Here is a 17,327-nt window from a genome sequence, read left to right on the forward strand (position 1 = left end):
TATTGTCGGCGCGGAGCCATGCGCTATGTTGACAATTAGTTCCTCAAATGTAACTAAAAGGTTAACTATAATGTCGAACATTTTCCGAATTTCTCTGATTACTGCTACCGTACTGTGTTCTGCTTCCGCACTGTCTGCTTTGCCGCAGGGCTACCCTGCTGACTATCAAAAAATGGTCGATGCCGCGACCAAAGAGGGCAAAGTGGTGATCTACTCCACCACCGACACCAAAGCTGCCGGGCCGCTGATTGAGGGCTTCGAAAAAACCTATCCGGGCATCAAAGTTGAATATAACGACATGAACAGCACCGAGCTGTACAACCGTTTTATCAGCGAACAGGCCTCGGGTGGCGGTAGCGGCGATGTGGTCTGGAGCTCCTCCATGGACACCGGGCTAAAGCTCGCTACCGACTACGCCATGGAGTACAAATCACCGGAGCAAAGCCAGCTGCCGAAATGGGCGGTCTGGAAAGATAAAGCCTACGGTACCACCTATGAACCCGTCGTGTTTATCTACAACAAACGGCTGATCCCGGCGGGCGACGTGCCTGATTCCCATGCGGCGCTGGCTAAGCTTATTGCCAGCCAGACGGATAAATTCAAGAGCAAAGTCACCACCTACGACATCGAAAAATCGGGTCTGGGCTTTATGCTCTCGGTGCAGGATCACAAGGCCGATCCTAACTACTTCAAAACCCTGGCCGATATCGCCAAAGGGGGTTTAGCCGTTCAGTCTTCAACCGGCACCATGATGGAGAGGGTGTCATCAGGGGAAAACCTGATCGGTTTTAATATCCTCGGATCCTACGCGGAAGCGCGTGCGAAAAACGATCCGTCGCTGGGGATCGCCTATCCAAAAGATTACACCCTGGTGTTATCACGCGTGTCGTTCATCAGCCAGCAGGCGCAAAACAGCAATGCCGCGAAACTGTGGCTGGACTACGTCCTGTCTGAAAAAGGACAAAGTATTCTGGCAAGCCAGGCGGATATCCCGTCCATTCGTAACGATATCGACGGCAAAAATGATATCGATGGCCTGACGAAAGTGCTCGGCAATGCGCTGAAACCTATCCCGGTTGATGAAAGCCTGCTGGAGTATCTGCAGCCGAAAAAACGCCTGGAGTACATCAAACAGTGGCGTACCGCCGCCGCCAAATAAGCGTCTGAGCGCGACGCGAGTCGTCGCGCTCCTGTTACCTGAGTTCGTTTTGCTGGGCTGCAACACCAGGGATACCCCATGAATACATTACGCAGAAAGTGGCAAAGCCTGCCGCGCGGTATTGTCGTGTTGATAACCGCCCTGGTTATCTACACGCCGCTGTCGTTTATCGTGATACAGAGCTTCTTGTCCGCCCCGTTCTTTTCACCGGCAAAAGAGTGGAGCCTTGAATCATTTGGTTTTATCTTCACCGACCCTGATTTCTATAAGGCGCTGAAAAGCGGTTTTATTCTCGCTTTCGGGCTGGTCATCATCGCCATTCCGTTAGGGGGCGTGCTGGCCTTTCTGATGGTGCGTACCGACCTGCCCGGCCGCCGCCTGATTGAACCGCTGATCCTCGTGCCGGTTTTCGTGTCGCCAATGGTGCTGGGATTCGGCTACGTGGTGGCCGCCGGTCCGGTGGGCTTTTTATCCCTCTGGGCGCAGGCGCTGATTGGTTTCGTACCGTGGAATATCTACGACATGTCGAGCATCGTGGTCATTGCTGGCCTGACGCATGTTCCGCATGCCTATCTCTATATTTCGTCCGCGCTGCGAAGCGTCGGTTCCGATGTGGAAGAGGCCGCACGTACCGCGGGTGCGTCGCCGTTACAGGTGATGACCTCGGTCAGCCTGCCGATGGTGCGCCCGTCCATTTTGTACGCCATCGTTCTGCTGTTCTTCCTAGGTCTTGAAGTGTTTGGTCTGATGCTGGTCCTCGGCGATCCGGAGGGCAACATGGTGCTGGCAACCTACCTGTACCAGCTGACCAACAAGCTTGGTACCCCTTCCTACCACCTGATGGCGGCGGTTGCGGTGGTGCTTATCTGTATCACCATTCCGCTGGTTATGCTGCAGCGTCGCCTGATGCGCACCGCCAACCGTTTCGTGACCATGAAAGGCAAAGCGTCCCAGGCCCGGGCCTTACCTCTGGGTAAATGGCGCTGGGTGGCGGGCGCTGTGGTCGCTTTCTGGCTCACCGTCACGATCGGCGTTCCCCTGCTCGGCGTGGTGTTACGCGCGTTTATCTCAAACTGGGGCGTGGGCGTTTCGCTGTGGGACGAGCTTTCACTGAGTACTTTTCGCACGATATGGGCGCAGCCGAACCTGCTGCGCGCCATCGTCAACTCCATGTCCATTGGGGTCATTGGCGGCGCGCTGGCCGTGGCGTGCTACCTGTTTGTCGGTATCGCCATGCACCGCAAACCGGACAATACCACGCGTTTCCTGGATTACAGCGTCCTGGTGCCGCGCGCCGTGCCTGGCCTGCTCGCGGGTCTGGCTTTTCTCTGGGTGTTCCTGTTCCTGCCGATGTGGCTGGATAACTCGCTGAAATCGGGCTGGCTTTCCGGGTTCGCCTGGAGCGACTGGATGCGTGAAAACCTGATTGTCTGGCTACGTTCGCTGCGCAGCACCATATTCAGCGTCTGGCTGGCCTATACGGTGGTCTGGATGGCGTACGGGCTGAGACTCATCTCGTCCACCCTGCTGCAGGTCGCGCCGGAGCTTGAAGAGGCCGCCCGCAGTACGGGGGCTACGCGTGGCCAGATCACCCGCCATGTCACGATCCCGCTCTCCCGCTACGGCCTTATCGGTTCGTGGCTGCTGATGTTCCTGATTTTTGAACGCGAATATTCAACGGGTGTGTACCTGCTTTCACCCGGCACGGAAACCATCGGCTCGATGCTGGTATCCCTCTGGGCTGCGGGAGCCATTGATATTGTGGCGGCGCTCTCTTTTATTAACATCCTGCTGGTGGTGGTAGGTCTGGGCATTGCCCTTCGTTTCGGAGTCAAAATACATGATTGAATTAGCGGTTAACGATCTGCACCTGACCTACGGTGACAATCCTGTTTTAAAAGGGGTCTCCATGAACCTCAACCGCGGCGAAGTGGTCTCCCTGCTGGGGCCATCCGGCAGCGGGAAAACCACCCTGCTGCGTGCGGTGGCGGGCCTGGAAAAACCGACTCAGGGCTCGATTATCATTGGCAAAAACAAAGTCTATGACGGCACGCCGCGCAGTGAGATCCCGGCGGAAGAGCGTAACCTGGGCCTGGTGTTTCAGTCGTATGCGCTGTGGCCGCACAAAACCGTTTTTGAAAACGTGGCCTATCCGCTCAAGCTGCGCAAGGTTCCGGCCAAAGAGATCCAGCAGCGCGTACAGGACGTGCTGGTCCAGCTCGGGCTGGGCCATCTGGGCAAACGCCATCCGCACCAGCTCTCCGGTGGACAGCAGCAGCGCGTGGCAATTGGCCGGGCGCTGGTCTACAACCCGCCGGTCATTTTACTGGATGAACCGCTCTCTAACCTCGACGCTAAGCTGCGCGAAGAGGCTCGCGTATTCCTGCGTGAGCTGATTATCAAGCTGGGCTTATCCGCGCTGATGGTAACGCACGACCAGAATGAGGCGATGTCGATTTCCGACCGTATCCTGCTGCTTAACAACGGTAAAATCGAGCAACAGGGCACGCCGCAGGAGATGTACGGCTCGCCGAAAACGCTGTTTACCGCTGAGTTTATGGGCAGCAATAATCGCCTGCACGGCAAGGTTACGGAAGTGCGCGACGGCAAAGCGCGTATCGAAGGCAAAGGCTGGGTGCTATGGGGCCAGGCCGGTGAAGGGGTACGAAGCGGTGAAGACGCCACCGCGGTGATCCGCGTCGAGCGCGTGGCGGTGGTCGAAGGGCCGGGGGAAAACCAGCTGGCGCTCCCGTTACTGACCAGCATGTATCTCGGCGACCGCTGGGAATACCTTTTCCGCACGCCGGGGGATGATTTTGTCATTCGCGCCTATGGTCACGAGGCCCGGGACCCGCTGCACTGCCACCTTTCGCTGCCTGAAAAGCACGTGTGGATCTTCCCGAAAAACTAAATGTAAAAAGGCTGCGATAAGCAGCCTTTTTTATACCCGACATACTGCCTGCACACGGCAGTGAAAACCTTACGTCATCAGCTTACCAGGCAAGACTGCCCGCGCTGAGTCAACGTCCATAAGGTTGTGACCGCCGGGATGAACGCAGACTGACCGGCGTTCAGCGTCATGGTGGCACCCTCGGCGTGGCTGAGCGTGGCACTCCCCTTCAGCACCAGCAGAATTTGCGCACGGTCTGTCCGGATGCTTTGCTGCTCGCAATGTTCAATGACGCTAAAGCGAAAATCCGTTACCGGGATCGGGTATTGCTGCATCCCCTCTTCCCGCTGCGGATGCATCCTGAGGCGGTCGGCTGGGGTTTCGTCAAACACCGTACAGCGCACTAATTCTGCCACGTTGATGTTCTTGGGGGTTAAGCCCGCGCGCAGCACGTTGTCAGAACTGGCCATGACCTCTACCGCCGTACCGTTCACATAGGCATGTAGCGTACCGGCGCGCAGGAACATCGCCTCACCCGGCGCAAGCGTAATGCAGTGCAGATACAGCGGGGCCAGAGCCCCGATGTCCCCCGGGTAGTCTCGCAGTAGCCGTTCGATAAAGGGCGCTACCGGAGCAAACACCCCGCATGCAAGTCGCGCTTCCAGACACGTCAGCACGCCCTCTTTTTCCGCCGGCTCAAGCGCCATCAGACGCGTAAAAAAGGCCTTAAGCCCTTCAGCATGCAGGTTGTTGCGAAACAACGACAGCGCGGACGTCAGGGCCGGGGCATCCAGGCGCAAAAAGTGATTAGCAATCTCCTGATACGGCCGGAAGCCGTTCATGGCCATAAAAGGCGTCAGGGCAAAAACCAGCTCGGGCTTATGGTTCGCATCGGTGTAATCCTCTCCGGGCAGGTTGCCCTGACGGGCGAACCCGTCTTCTGCCTGGCGCTTATTGGGATGTACCTGCAGCGACAGTGCGCGCTCCGCTGACAGCAACTTCAGCAGGTAAGGCAACTGCCCCGCAGTTTCTTCCTCGCACGCGCCCAACATCTCTGCCGGCCACTGTGAAATAAGGTCCTGTAAAGAGCGTAACCCTGTATCGGTTTCAATCTCCGAGCAGCCTGCGGGGTGGCTTCCCATCCAGACCTCGGCCTGGGGTTGATCGTCAGGATTGAGCAGGCCAAAAAGATGATTAAGCGCTACGCGACTCCCCCAGGCGTAATTTTTGATGCCGTTACGCATCCGGTAAAAAGGCTGACTCATTGCGTATCCTTTTCACATTCGCCAGGGGTGAAGCCATTTTCAGCCGCCAGCTGCGCAAACCACAATGCGTTACGTTTGATTTGTCGCTCCCCGGTGGCTAAATCCAGACGCCAGAAGCCATATCGCCGCTTGAAGCTGTTGATCCAGGACCAGTTATCAATGAAGGTCCACTGATGAACACCAAAACAGTTGGCGCCGTCAGCGATACCACGATGCAGCTGGGCCAGATGCTCCTCCATCAGAGCGATACGGAAGGTGTCATCTATCACGCCATCGGCCTGCACCGGCCCTTCGGACTGCAGATCCATCGCGATGCCAATTTCCGCCAGATACCATTTAATATTGCCGTAGTTATCGCGAATATTGCAGGCAATGTCATAGATAGCTTCCGGGTGGATCTCGTTATTGTCGCGATAAGGGTTAAACCGTCCCTGAGGATCGATGTAATTTTCGAAATAGACTTCCGGCGTGAAGTAATCGAGCGCGTAAACGCTTTCCCGCGCTTTCACCCTTCTCGGCACATAATAATTCACCCCCAGAAAATCAATTCTCGACTGCAGGATCGTCTCCACATCCTGCCGTGAAACCTCTGGTAAGCAGCCGTTTGCGGTTAAGATTTCGCACAGTTCTTTGGGGAATTCATGTTTAACCAGCGGGTCGAGGAAGCTGCGGTTAAACAGCAGGTCGGCATACCAGGCCGCTTTTTTATCGGCCTCGCTGTCGCTGCGGGTATAAGAAGGCGTGAGGTTGAGCACGACACCAATCTCACCCGGCAAGCCCATTTCACGGTAGACATTCACCGCCCTGGCGTGCGCCAGCATAATATTAAAGGCGACCTGAGCCGCCAGTTTGCCATCTTTTTTACACGGATAATGGAAGTCATATAAATAACCGCCTTCCACCGGCACGATCGGCTCATTAAAGGTTATCCAGTATTTCACCTTATGGCCAAACAGCTCGAACGCGGTGCGGGCGAAGCGGGCAAAAAGCTCGGTTACGTAGGATGACTCAAATCCGCCATATGCTTTTTGCAGCGCCTCGGGCATATCAAAATGGTAAAGATTGATGATGGGCTCGATGCCGTTGGCAATCATTTCATCGAAGTAATCGTTATAGAAGCGGACGGCGTCGCGGTTTGGCTGTCCGGTTTTGAAATCATCGATCAGACGCGACCACTGAATAGAGGTTCGAAACGAGTTAAACCCCGTTTGCTTCATCAGGGCTACGTCTTCTTTATATTTACTGTAGGTTTCACAAACGTGCTGCGGACCAATCTGCTGAAAAAAACGCTCCGGTTGTTCGGCAAACCAGCTGTCCCAGACAGAACGGTGCGGCTTATTGGCTATGCCTTCCGTCTGCGGACCTGATGCCGCTGCGCCCCAAAAAAAACCTTCCGGGAATTGATACCGGTTCATAACGCCTCCTGAATGAAAAAAAGGGCTGCCCCGAACAGGGCAGCCAAATAACTACTCTGCAGTGACTTCAATTGATTTGATGAACATATATCCCCAGTCGCCAGAGAACTTGCCAAAGCTAATGGTGTTGTCCCCTGCCCTGAGCGTGACCGGTACGATCATCGTCTGGCCTTTCTCATCCGTTTGCGGGAATTCAATGCTCACCGGCGTTCCGCCGTTCACAATGAACGAGTTTTTCTTACTCCCCCATTTGCCGTTAAATTTCACGTGCAGGGCAAACTTACCGTCCCAGGGGGCGTTAACCTGCCAGGTCACGCTGTCTCCGTCATTGGCAAAAGGACCAAGGAAACCGTCTTCACCAATCGCTAACGTATCTTTATCGCTCTTGGTGATGTTCAGTTTCCCCTTGCTGACGTCCAGCGTTCCGCCGCCAAAATGACAGTAGTCCGCCGGCACGGGTCCCGCCGCGGCCTTCACGCTAACGTTTACCGTCTTGCTGCTTTTCAGCAGTCCATCGTCAGCGGTAAAGGTCAACGCATAGTCACCGGGAGCCGAGAACCAGGCACGGGTTTCCGCTTTGGTGCTGTCACAAAAGTGGACGTTATCCTTGCCTTCGTGATGCCATGCCACGCTAACCTTCGGCTCCGGCAGATTGTCATCCTGCCAGGCCGCGGTGAGCTGAACGCCTTTATCCACGGTGGTAGAGAGCGCATCCTGCAGAGTGATGACCGGCGGCAGGTTTTTCTGCGTATGCTCAAGGCGAATCACGTTTGAAGGCGCAGACTGACCGCTTTCGTTCTTTGCGATCACCCGGTAGTAGTAAGTCTGGCCCAGCGTCAGGCTGCGATAGTCATCACGGAAGAGATCCATTTTTGCCGGATCCCACTCATTTTTGCCGTCAGAGATATCCTGACCAACGCGGGTCCACGGGCCGTGTGGCTGAGTCGCTCTCTCCACATCGTAATAACGCCCGACGGGGGACCCCATCCAGTTAATGGCAAACGGTGAGTTGCTCTCGCGCAGCTTAGGCGCTTCCGGGACCGGCAGAGCCGGCGCCTGGCTCAGCCCCGCCATTTGCGCCGAGGCGGTTCGCACCAGATTGACGACCTCCATCTCCTGGTTTGCTTTACCCTCGACCGGGAAGCCAGGCAGGTGGTAGCTGTAGTGCCCGGTAAACTCTTTGTGCCAGTAAAAACCACCATCATGGCGATGACCACGGAAGCCCCAGATAAAGCCCCCCGCCGCCTGCGCGCCATTGACCTCGGTATGCACAATGGCCTGCATGATAGTGTTAAGCTCTTTTTGATCGAGCAGACCAAATTCGCCAACCAGATAGACCTTTTTGCCGCCAATCGCCTCCAGATCTTTACGAACCTGCTCGGGGTGGTTGTTCTCGGCGTTGGTGTAATAGTGGTTACTGATGATGTCGACGTTCGGATCGTTGAGCGCGAAATCATTCACCTTTTTATAGGTACCATCGACGACAAGCTGATGAGGCGCCCACTTGCGGATCCAGGCCGACGTTTTCTGCAGGAAATCAGCATTGGTGTTTTCCAGCTCATTACCCGTTTCCCAGGCCATGATCGCCTTTTCATCGTAATAATGGCGTCCCGTAATGGTGTTGGTACGGGTAATCACCTGACGGATCACATCCTGATAAGCACGGTAGGTTTTACTGTCAGTTCGATAAAAATCTTCCGGCTTTTCATGATAAAACGCGGCCAGCTGTTCCCGTCCTCCCCACCACCACCAGTGGTCAATAAACGGCAGAATCAGGCGTAGCCCCTGCTTATCCGCCTCGGCAATCATGTTGTCATACACTTTCATGGCCGTTTCATTCAGCCGCGGCATGCCGTCCGGCGTTGCCGGTGCCAGAATATGTGTCTCACGCCCGCAGGCAGCATCATTTTCCTGCTGCACGGAAAGCACATATACGCGCTGTGCTTTAGCACCGGTTTGCACCAGCGCTTTGATCCAGTTCTCCTGCTCTTCAGCAGTCGGCCATCTAAAGTATTGCCCCCAGCCGCGCGGATCGGCCTTACAGGTTCCGCGCGCGTCATCTTCTATACGATGCAGCTCCGGGGCGTGGATCCCGGCGAAGCGAAAGACGCGATCGCCATCTTTTAACGCTGCGCCATCGCGAGTAATAAAGTGTTCAAAATGGGATTGCTCGGCCGCCAGAGCCCCCGCGCTTCCCAGCGCGGAGAGTAAGGAGACGAGAAGCAGTTTTCGAATCGGGAAAGCCATCTCTTTTCTCCTCAGAACCAGACTTCAGCCTGCACACCAAAATTCAGCGTATCGGTATCGCCGCTACGTGAATATCCCCCCGGACTCAGGGTGCCAGTGCTCCAGTCATAATTTCTGTCCATCGCATCCGAGGCGCCTTTATCCCATTTTGCGTAGGTGGCAAAGAAGCGCAGTTGCGGACGGCTCCAGAAACCTGAATCAAAGGTCAGGGTCGGCGCAATAGTCACCTTGGTCAGGCCACCTTTCCCTTTACCGTTTACGCCCATGTAGTTTTTATCATCCAGATATTCGTAGCCCACCTCATATTGCATGGCGAAGTTTTTGGTTATCTGATGATACGGACGGATACCCGCTACCCACATGGACCGTCCCCAGCCGTCATCGTCGTTGGTCCACCAGCGGTAGTTTTTGTCTTTCTGATAAAACGCAAAGGTCGATACTTCCACGTCACCCAGGTTGGCCATGCTGTCCAGCACGACGCGCCAGGATTGCGTATCCTCAAGGTTTGCCCAGCCCCAGCCGTTTTTACCCAGCGAATCTGCGGCGGCCAGGCCTTTGCCATACTGGAAAGCGATGCGGGAGTACCCGTTAGTCAGGCCGTAGAAGCTGTCAAAGTTGTACAGCGCGGTCACGCCGTATCCCTTCTCAGCCGAGGTAGGATGGTTTTCATTGCGGTTCATGTGGTGGCCGATAAGTTCGACGTCGAGCCCGGTGCCGCCAATCTTTTTAAACCACAGGTTAAGCGAATAGTCGTCCGGATAGCCCTGATCCCCCAGATCTACCGGATAAGCTTTGGCTTCGTCGGTGGTCGAGAAGGCATACACACCCGCATCAAAGCGCGCGAAGCCTAAGTCCAGGTTATCGAACCCGCCCCCGGTTCCGTTGTACTGAATGTACTCCCAGTCGAACTGGTGGCTGGAAAGGTTGGAGCTGCTGTAGCGTTTACCGGCCCAGAAGGTCATGTCCGGGGCAAAATCGAGATTCGTTAATTCAGCAAACCCTTCGCGGAACTGGGTCTCTTTGCCATCATCGTCAGTACAATTCCAGTCGGCGGTACATTTGGTCTGGTGCGTCAGGTTGGCCTGAATACGTGCGACTGCGCCTGAATCCGACTTCAGCGTTACCGTCGGGATCAGCTCAATTTTGGTATCTTCTTCGTTACCCAGACGCCATTTCCCGTCAGGCATCAGCCCCACCGAATCGACCCGGTTGCCATCGCTATTGGCAAGAATACCTGAGCGTAAATAGCCGTGGAGGGCGAAATCATATTTCTCATCGGCGCTGGCATAACCGCTGATGACAGTAAGAGCAATCAAGGACAGAGGTATTGATTTCATTAACGTTTGCATAGGTTCCCTTTGAATTTTTATTTTCACGGTTAAACGTGCAGGGGAAATGTAAGGATCAAATCTGGAAATGTACATCCACAAACGGAAAGCGCTTTCCATGTTTGCCGGATTGAATCACAAATTTAAGATCAAAGAGAAAATTTTTGTGAAGAATGTCACGAAATAATCTTCTGCCCATCAGGAACGGGCAGAAGCAGGGAGGCGGGGATTATTTTTCCAGCTGCATCAACTGGCGTTCATGAACCTTAAAGAAGGGGCGATAGAGCATCCATGCATTGAAAAAGGCGAACAGGCACATGCACATATTTTTCCAGCTGCCGTTCGCCGACCAGGCTGCGCCCAGCGGTGAAGGCATAGACCAGGGCAGCATGGCGACGGCTCTGTCAAGCACGCCCAGCTGGGTTAAATACCAAGCTATACAGGCATTTATCAGCGGTACAAACACAAAGGGCAGTAAAAAAACCGGGTTCATGATGACGGGGAAACCAAACAATATCGGCTCGTTAATGTTGAACAGCGACGGCAGAAGGCCAATTTTCCCGACGCTCTTCAACTGCCGGGATCGGCTTCGCATCGCCATAAAGACCAGCGGCAGCGTAGAGCCGATACCGCCAATCAGCAGATAAAAATCCCAGAATCCCTGCAGATAAATATGGGGCAGCACGGCTTCCCCGGCGGCCAGGGCACGCTGGTTTTCAAACAGATAGGTGAGCCAGAACGGGTTCATGATGCCCGTAATGATCAGGGCGCCATGAATACCGACGAACCATAAAAGATTACACAGAAACAAGGAGATAAGCACCGCCGTAAGGGTATCGGATGCCACGATAAGCGGGCGTAACGCCTCGCCAATCAGCTGCGGCAAAATTTGTCCGGTCGTCTGCAGCATCACGGCATTCATTACGCTAATAGAGAGCATGATCACCAGCAGCGGCATCAGCAGCTGGAAACCATTTCGCGTCATCACCGGTACCTCCTCCGGCAGACGAATGCACCACCCTCTTTTGTAGAAAGACCTTATTATTTCAATCGAGTAAGCGCTTGAAATGAGCGCAGTAAAAAGCCCCATCCCGCCCAGAAAAATATTCGTTGCACCGTTATCCCGAAAGCCAATGAACAGCAAAAAGGAGAGGCAACCGGTGAGTCCACACAGCCGTTCCGGCAGTTGATACTGCTTGGCCAGACTGGCGCTGGCACCGAACGCGACAATCAGCGCCACCAGTCCGAGCGTCAGCTCAAAGGTTGGCAACAGCATCGGACGCAGCAGCAGATAGACGTGCCCGAGGCGCGATGCACTTGAAATGGCGAACGGTGGAAACAGCAGCGGCACCATCAGGCTTCCCACAATCACAAAAGGCATGGCGAGGGAAAAGCCGTCCCGCATCGCGGTAATATGTTGATTTCTGGTGATTATATTGGCTGCTGGCGTGAGACGTTGCTCAATCAAATCCACAGCAACATTCATCAAATGAATGTTCATAACTCGACCTTAATAGTTCGTGAATAGCCGCGATGATCTCGCACATCCGGACAAAGTGAAAGATTCCCTCAGGTGATCGCGGTCACAATTACCTTATCCACCAATGGAAAGCGCTTTCCGTTTTGTTCCATGATGACTATATTCCAGCCATAAGTTCAAAGGAGACGTTATGAAAAAAATCATGTTGTGTTGTTCTGCCGGGATGTCCACCAGCCTGCTGGTGAAAAAAATGGTCGACGAAGCGCAAAAGCGTGGCCTGGAAGCGGAGATCAAAGCGTTTGGCGTGGCCGAATTCGCCGAGCAGGTCGGTCACTATCAGGTGGTGCTGCTTGGACCGCAGGTGAAGTACATGCAAAGCGATCTTCAGAAACAAGCTGATAAATACGGGATCCGTGTTGAGCCTATCAACATGATGGATTACGGCATGCAAAAAGGGGGCGCCGTTCTCGATTTCGCCCTCTCCCTGATAGATAACAAATAATGAAGGGAAAACCCATGAGCTCTCTGTACGCGAAACTTATCCAGGTCATTGAACAGAAAATTACCCCGATGGCAGGCGCCGTCGGGCAGCAGAAGTATGTGACCTCGATTCGTGACGGCTTTATCACCGCCCTGCCGTTCATGATCGTCGGTTCCTTTATGCTGGTGTTTATTTTCCCGCCTTTCTCACCCGACACGTCCTGGGGTTTCGCCCGGGCATGGCTGCAATTCTCGTTGGATCACCGTGAAGCCCTGATGCTGCCGTTCAACTTCAGCATGGGGATCATGACGATCTTCATTTCAGTCGGGATCGCCGCGAGCCTGGCCAAACATCACGATCTGGATGCCCTTACCGCCGGCATGCTGTCGCTGATGGCATTTCTGCTGGTGGCTGCGCCGTTAAAAGACGGGCAGATTTCTACCGCCTATTTCTCCGGGCAAGGGATCTTCACGGCCATTCTGGTGGCTATCTACTCTACCGAGCTGTATGCCTTCCTGAAGCGTCACAATATTACCATCCGCCTGCCGCCAGAAGTGCCTACGGGCGTTGCGCGTTCGTTCGAAATTCTGATCCCGGTGCTGGCAATTGTTATCACTCTGCATCCGCTCAACCTCTTCATTGAGGCTCAGCTCGGCATGATTATTCCGGAAGCGATTATGTCGCTGGTGAAACCGCTGGTTGCCGCCTCCGATACGCTGCCTGCCATTCTGCTCTCGGTGCTGGTGTGCCAGGTTCTGTGGTTTGCGGGCATCCACGGCGCGCTGATTGTCACCGGAATTATGAACCCGTTCTGGATGGCGAACTTGTCGGTTAACCAGGCAGCAATGGCTGCCGGTCAGGCGATCCCGCACATTTACGTTCAGGGATTCTGGGATCACTACCTGCTGATTGGCGGGGTCGGCTCCACGCTGCCGCTGGCGTTACTGCTGCTGCGCAGCAAAGCAGTACATCTGCGTACCATTGGGCGTATGGGCGTGGTGCCGGGGATGTTTAATATCAACGAACCGATTTTATTCGGTGCCCCTATCATCATGAATCCGCTCTTTTTCCTGCCGTTCGTGCTGGTTCCGATGGTCAATGCCACCCTCGCCTACTTTGCCCTTGATTTCGACCTGGTCAGTCGCGTGGTCTCGATGACACCGTGGACAACGCCTGCCCCTATCGGCGCATCCTGGGCGGCCAACTGGAGCTTTAGCCCGGTGATCCTCTGCCTGCTGTGCATGGTTACCTCAGCGGCCATGTACTTCCCGTTCCTCAAAGCGTACGAGAAGCAACTGCTGGAACAAGAGCATGAAAATGCGGTTGAACAATCTGAAGAAGCGGCACAGTCCGCCTGATAGTGAAAACACAGAGGTTACTGATGGAATTAGAAGAACAGGTCATGGGCATTATTATCAATGCCGGTCAGTCACGCAGTCTCTGCTACGAAGCGCTTGGCTTCGCAAAAAAAGGTGACTTTGCCTCAGCCGACGCGCGGATGAAAGAGGCGGCGCACTTCGCCCGTGAAGCGCATCTGGTGCAAACCCAACTGATCGAAGCTGACGAAGGGGAAGGCAAAACCAAAATGACGCTGGTGATGGTGCACGCTCAGGATCATTTGATGACCTCGATTCTGGCGAAAGAACTGGTGACGGAGCTGATCGAACTGTACCGCACTCGTCAGGCATAACCATTCAGGAGAGGCGCTGGCCTCTCCTTTTCGAGGAACGTATGCACTATCTTGGACTCGATATTGGCGGCACAAAAATGGAAGCCATCCTGCTTTCGCCTCAGGGCGAATGCCTTTGGCGTGAGCGTCGTCCGACGCAAAAAAAAAGTTATGACGCCTTTATGCACCATCTGCTGGCGTTTATCGGCGAAGCGCGCGCGGTAAGTGAAGTGCCATTCAGTATCGGTATTGGCCTGCCGGGGGCCATCGACCCACAGAGCGGGCTAATTAAAAACTGCAACTGCCTGGTACTCAACGGTCACGACCTGAAGCATGATTTAGCACAGCAGCTCAATCAGCCCGTGTGGATAGCCAATGACGCGGATTGCTTCACGCTGTCTGAAGCGGTTGATGGCGCAGGCGCAGAAGCAGATACCGTCTTTGGCGTAATTGTCGGTACCGGATGCGGCGGTGGCGTGGCGGTACATAAGCGTCTGCTTCAGGGGCCAAACGCCATCGCTGGCGAATGGGGACATAACCCGTTGCCTGGCTATGCCCCCGAGACGGATGGTCCGGCGCAGCCCTGCTATTGCGGGAAACATAACTGTATCGAAACCTTTATCTCTGGCACCGGCTTTGCCCGCCGTTATCCCAGCGAACTGAGCGCGCAGGCCATCATTGAAGCGGCGGCCCAGGGAGACCTGACCGCGCGGGCCCACTGGCGCCACTTTATCGACGCCTTTGCCCGCAGTCTGGCCTCGGTGATCAATATTCTTGATCCGCAGGTTATTGTGTTGGGCGGTGGGTTATCAAATGTCAGCCAGCTGTACGACGAACTTCCGGCCGCCATCAGGCCCTACATCTTCTCGGAAAGCTGCCGTACCCGTATCGTCCCGGCCCGTTACGGCGACGCCAGTGGCGTGCGTGGCGCGGCGTGGCTACCGGGTTTGCACGCCGCGCAGACGTGAAACCGCCTGTGGGGGGGCTAAGATTCTTAAGGTGGGTTATGTTAAGATAACCAAAACCCACCACGCAGAAAATGCTATGCCAACGATTGACGATGTATCACGATTAGCCAATGTCTCACGAGCAACCGTCTCACGCGTGTTGACGGGGACGCGCGGCGTGCGCGAAGAGAGCCGTGAAGCCGTGCTGCGCGCCGTAGAAGAGCTTAATTATCGCCCAAGCTTTGCCGCGCAAAACCTGGCAAGTCAGTCATCAAGCTACGTTGGTCTGGTTCTCTCTGCGAAGGATGAAAGCAGCGGTGCACGTTTGCTGCCTGCGCTCTCCCGCGCCATGAAAGCGTTGAATAAAACGCTCATCGTAGAGTACGTAAATGATCCTGTTGAGCAGGCTGTCACCGTTGATGATCTTCAGCGCCAGTGCGTTGCTGTCGTAGTCTTTGGGCCGGTTGCGGCCGGTAGCGCAGAGAATGTTATCTCCTTCGATCGTCCCGTGGTGGATGCGAAACCTCAGGGATATGACTTTGCCTTTGCGACGGAAAGCGCCTGTCGTTACATGACGGGCAAGGGCCATCGCAATATCGCACTGGTGATTGACAGCGAACACGATGACAACAGTAAAAAGATGGTGGAAGGCTATCGCAACGTCCTGCAAAACTACTCTTTGCCGTTTAATCGCCAGCTGGTGTTAACGGCGAATGAAGATGTTGAACAGGCGCTGCTGACGCTTATCAACAGCCTGAGCAAGTTTTCCGCCATTGTGGTTAAACGCGATGCCTATGCCGCTGAAGCGATGCGTCTGTTCCGGGAATTTGGCATTTCCGTTCCGCAGGAAGTATCGCTGCTGAGTCTGGAAGATTCGCCTCTGGCAACCCAGCTCTATCCACAGCTGACCTGTATCTCGTGGCCAATGGATCAGTTGCTCACTCAGTGCGTTGAGCGCATTAAAAGCCTGGTGGATGGCCGACCTGTTCGCACGTCAGAGCTCTCCCCCGTGATTGGTAAACTCACACCTCGCCAGTCGGTGATGGAAAAAAGCTAGCGGGTACGCAGCGATTGCCGGCTTAAGGGTGTGATAACACAATAAACGTTATCCCTGTTCTGGAGCGAGATGATGAAAACCTTTCTGTTCATAAGTGCCCTCACCCTTTTCCCGGCGCTCTCCTGCTATGCCATCGCCCAGGAAACGCCCCTGCCGCTGAAAGAGCAAATTCATACCGATGAAGGTACGTTATGCGTGTATGGCGATGCTTCGCGCAGTGAAAAAGTTGTGATGCAGGGCGGCAACGATTGCCCACAGAGTAAAGCGGCAAAACAGTCCTGATTGCAGATAGGATGCTGTTTTTTTGGGGGGCGGAGCAAAATACCGTTCCTATTTCACTTTCTAAGTCATTTGACCGGCAAACATTTACATCTTCATTAATGAACCGGTCTTTTGCTCTTAACGTGAATATTACCCCCAATATACCGATCGCAGCTATACGGAAAAGGTACCAGTAATAATTAGCACCGGCATGAGGCTTGCATTTACGAAGGGAAATGTCCTTACAGTAGATATCAAGCGAGACTAATCGGATATTGATGTAGTAGAATTGGCTAACTCCCGATTAGCGCTGGAGATGGGGATGAAGGCAAAGTGGGTGCAGTTATTCACACGCAGGCTGGGTCAAACTTTCTTATCAACTCAACTGTAACTTGCTGACTAGCTCATGACCTTTCATCTGACGTGGAATAATATAATTTCTCCAAGAAAATAATATCAAGCATCGTATTATAGATCAAAAATAATCAGGCGGACCACCTACAAGACGGCCCGTATAATTATACCCCCACATCCCCCATCAAAGGAAACACAGAGATTCATCCATAAAAATAATCATAAAATGCATTGAAATTTTCATCTCCGATAAATGGAACAACCCTTACCTTTAACTCATCCATAAAATCTTTTTTTACTTCATCATTATCATCTGCTATATCAAAAATATCGTAATAACCATATACCAAATCAATGAGCTCTGTTAGAGAAAGTAAAAAGCCAGAGAGATTGTCAGCTATTTTAAACGGTTCAACTACGTCATAAGACGCATAAATAGAGGTATTACCTTCATCTACAACAGCAATTATAGGCTTACCTCCACCTAAATCATCGCCAATTACAAGATAATTATCTGGTAAGTATTCATAACCACTTTGAGCTTTTGCAAGTTCACTGACTGAATAAAATTTAATTGGCGTAAAACCTGTTTCTATTTTTAACTTCTCAGGATTATTTTTTCCATATAAATAATCCAACTCTGCCGAGCGAGGTAAGTTGGAGGGGAATACGTTGTCAATGTCATTAACGATATTGAAACTCCCGGACAGTGAAAATTTATTGCAAATAGCAACAAATTTTTTTAATGACTCTTCAATTTCACTCATAATAACA

15 protein-coding genes are annotated in these 17,327 nt (G+C 53.6%); 9 read left to right on the forward strand and 6 right to left on the reverse strand.

What is annotated here, in order from left to right; translation table 11 throughout:
- The first annotated feature begins 70 nt into the window (after positions 1 to 70).
- The 3 genes from QMG44_RS15000 to QMG44_RS15010 all read left to right on the forward strand — a co-directional run bounded on the left by QMG44_RS15000 (position 71) and on the right by QMG44_RS15010 (position 4,070).
- On the forward strand, positions 71 to 1,159 hold the full coding sequence (locus QMG44_RS15000; RefSeq protein ID WP_020883753.1) for an ABC transporter substrate-binding protein: 1,089 nt from the start codon (positions 71 to 73) through the stop codon (positions 1,157 to 1,159).
- A 78-nt stretch (positions 1,160 to 1,237) separates the two neighbouring features.
- Entirely contained in the window at positions 1,238 to 3,007 is a 1,770-nt protein-coding gene (locus QMG44_RS15005) for an iron ABC transporter permease (RefSeq protein ID WP_020883752.1), read from the forward strand.
- Positions 3,000 to 4,070 carry an ABC transporter ATP-binding protein gene (locus tag QMG44_RS15010; protein ID WP_086532144.1) on the forward strand — a complete coding sequence of 357 codons (1,071 nt, stop codon included), beginning with the start codon at positions 3,000 to 3,002 and terminating at the stop codon, positions 4,068 to 4,070. The genes QMG44_RS15005 and QMG44_RS15010 overlap by 8 nt, the downstream gene beginning before the upstream one ends.
- Before the next feature lie 77 nt (positions 4,071 to 4,147).
- Here the strand turns inward: QMG44_RS15010 and manA are convergent, their stop codons facing one another.
- The 5 genes from manA to QMG44_RS15035 form a co-directional block, all read right to left on the reverse strand.
- On the reverse strand, positions 4,148 to 5,314 hold the full coding sequence (gene manA, locus QMG44_RS15015) for a mannose-6-phosphate isomerase, class I (RefSeq protein WP_086532143.1): 1,167 nt from the start codon (positions 5,312 to 5,314) through the stop codon (positions 4,148 to 4,150).
- The gene (locus tag QMG44_RS15020) at positions 5,311 to 6,729 is read right to left on the reverse strand and encodes a glycoside hydrolase family 1 protein (protein WP_032678911.1); all 1,419 of its coding nucleotides are present in this window, start codon (positions 6,727 to 6,729) and stop codon (positions 5,311 to 5,313) included. The genes manA and QMG44_RS15020 overlap by 4 nt, the downstream gene beginning before the upstream one ends.
- A 51-nt stretch (positions 6,730 to 6,780) precedes the next feature.
- Complete coding sequence (locus tag QMG44_RS15025) at positions 6,781 to 8,976, reverse strand: CBM35 domain-containing protein (RefSeq protein WP_086532142.1); 2,196 nt, start codon at positions 8,974 to 8,976, stop codon at positions 6,781 to 6,783.
- A gap of 11 nt (positions 8,977 to 8,987) precedes the next feature.
- Positions 8,988 to 10,325, reverse strand: coding sequence for a carbohydrate porin (locus QMG44_RS15030; protein ID WP_086532141.1), 1,338 nt, complete (start codon positions 10,323 to 10,325; stop codon positions 8,988 to 8,990).
- 208 nt (positions 10,326 to 10,533) lie between these two features.
- On the reverse strand, positions 10,534 to 11,805 hold the full coding sequence (locus tag QMG44_RS15035; RefSeq protein ID WP_281853156.1) for a PTS sugar transporter subunit IIC: 1,272 nt from the start codon (positions 11,803 to 11,805) through the stop codon (positions 10,534 to 10,536).
- Between the two features lie 169 nt (positions 11,806 to 11,974).
- Here QMG44_RS15035 and QMG44_RS15040 point away from each other — a divergent pair, with 169 nt between their 5' ends.
- The 6 genes from QMG44_RS15040 to QMG44_RS15065 all read left to right on the forward strand — a co-directional run bounded on the left by QMG44_RS15040 (position 11,975) and on the right by QMG44_RS15065 (position 16,220).
- Entirely contained in the window at positions 11,975 to 12,286 is a 312-nt protein-coding gene (locus QMG44_RS15040) for a PTS sugar transporter subunit IIB (RefSeq protein WP_014171497.1), read from the forward strand.
- A gap of 14 nt (positions 12,287 to 12,300) precedes the next feature.
- A complete protein-coding gene (locus QMG44_RS15045; RefSeq protein WP_047743583.1) occupies positions 12,301 to 13,623 on the forward strand; it encodes a PTS sugar transporter subunit IIC in 1,323 nt (440 codons plus the stop codon).
- 2 nt (positions 13,624 to 13,625) lie between these two features.
- On the forward strand, positions 13,626 to 13,955 hold the full coding sequence (locus QMG44_RS15050) for a PTS lactose/cellobiose transporter subunit IIA (RefSeq protein ID WP_014171499.1): 330 nt from the start codon (positions 13,626 to 13,628) through the stop codon (positions 13,953 to 13,955).
- Positions 13,956 to 13,996: 41 nt separating this feature from the next.
- Positions 13,997 to 14,902 (forward strand): ROK family protein, encoded by a 906-nt coding sequence (locus tag QMG44_RS15055; RefSeq protein WP_032678914.1) that lies wholly within the window; start codon positions 13,997 to 13,999, stop codon positions 14,900 to 14,902.
- A gap of 76 nt (positions 14,903 to 14,978) precedes the next feature.
- Positions 14,979 to 15,938 (forward strand): LacI family DNA-binding transcriptional regulator, encoded by a 960-nt coding sequence (locus QMG44_RS15060; protein WP_025203317.1) that lies wholly within the window; start codon positions 14,979 to 14,981, stop codon positions 15,936 to 15,938.
- Between the two features lie 69 nt (positions 15,939 to 16,007).
- On the forward strand, positions 16,008 to 16,220 hold the full coding sequence (locus QMG44_RS15065; protein ID WP_014171502.1) for a hypothetical protein: 213 nt from the start codon (positions 16,008 to 16,010) through the stop codon (positions 16,218 to 16,220).
- A gap of 536 nt (positions 16,221 to 16,756) precedes the next feature.
- On the opposite strand, the gene QMG44_RS15070 is transcribed toward QMG44_RS15065, so the two are convergent.
- Entirely contained in the window at positions 16,757 to 17,320 is a 564-nt protein-coding gene (locus tag QMG44_RS15070) for a hypothetical protein (RefSeq protein ID WP_020883739.1), read from the reverse strand.
- Positions 17,321 to 17,327: the final 7 nt, after the last annotated feature.

The sequence above is a fragment of the Enterobacter sp. 200527-13 genome, from assembly GCF_027924865.1.
Lineage (GTDB): Bacteria > Pseudomonadota > Gammaproteobacteria > Enterobacterales > Enterobacteriaceae > Enterobacter > Enterobacter ludwigii.

Excerpts from the sequence above, each read along its gene's own strand:
- QMG44_RS15000 (WP_020883753.1), top strand. The coding sequence starts at position 71 with ATGTCGAACATTTTCCGAATTTCTCTGATTACTGCTACCGTACTGTGT.
- QMG44_RS15005 (WP_020883752.1), top strand. The coding sequence starts at position 1,238 with ATGAATACATTACGCAGAAAGTGGCAAAGCCTGCCGCGCGGTATTGTC.
- QMG44_RS15010 (WP_086532144.1), top strand. The coding sequence starts at position 3,000 with ATGATTGAATTAGCGGTTAACGATCTGCACCTGACCTACGGTGACAAT.
- manA (WP_086532143.1), bottom strand. The coding sequence starts at position 5,314 with ATGAGTCAGCCTTTTTACCGGATGCGTAACGGCATCAAAAATTACGCC.
- QMG44_RS15020 (WP_032678911.1), bottom strand. The coding sequence starts at position 6,729 with ATGAACCGGTATCAATTCCCGGAAGGTTTTTTTTGGGGCGCAGCGGCA.
- QMG44_RS15025 (WP_086532142.1), bottom strand. The coding sequence starts at position 8,976 with ATGGCTTTCCCGATTCGAAAACTGCTTCTCGTCTCCTTACTCTCCGCG.
- QMG44_RS15030 (WP_086532141.1), bottom strand. The coding sequence starts at position 10,325 with ATGCAAACGTTAATGAAATCAATACCTCTGTCCTTGATTGCTCTTACT.
- QMG44_RS15035 (WP_281853156.1), bottom strand. The coding sequence starts at position 11,805 with ATGAACATTCATTTGATGAATGTTGCTGTGGATTTGATTGAGCAACGT.
- QMG44_RS15040 (WP_014171497.1), top strand. The coding sequence starts at position 11,975 with ATGAAAAAAATCATGTTGTGTTGTTCTGCCGGGATGTCCACCAGCCTG.
- QMG44_RS15045 (WP_047743583.1), top strand. The coding sequence starts at position 12,301 with ATGAGCTCTCTGTACGCGAAACTTATCCAGGTCATTGAACAGAAAATT.
- QMG44_RS15055 (WP_032678914.1), top strand. The coding sequence starts at position 13,997 with ATGCACTATCTTGGACTCGATATTGGCGGCACAAAAATGGAAGCCATC.
- QMG44_RS15060 (WP_025203317.1), top strand. The coding sequence starts at position 14,979 with ATGCCAACGATTGACGATGTATCACGATTAGCCAATGTCTCACGAGCA.
- QMG44_RS15065 (WP_014171502.1), top strand. The coding sequence starts at position 16,008 with ATGATGAAAACCTTTCTGTTCATAAGTGCCCTCACCCTTTTCCCGGCG.
- QMG44_RS15070 (WP_020883739.1), bottom strand. The coding sequence starts at position 17,320 with ATGAGTGAAATTGAAGAGTCATTAAAAAAATTTGTTGCTATTTGCAAT.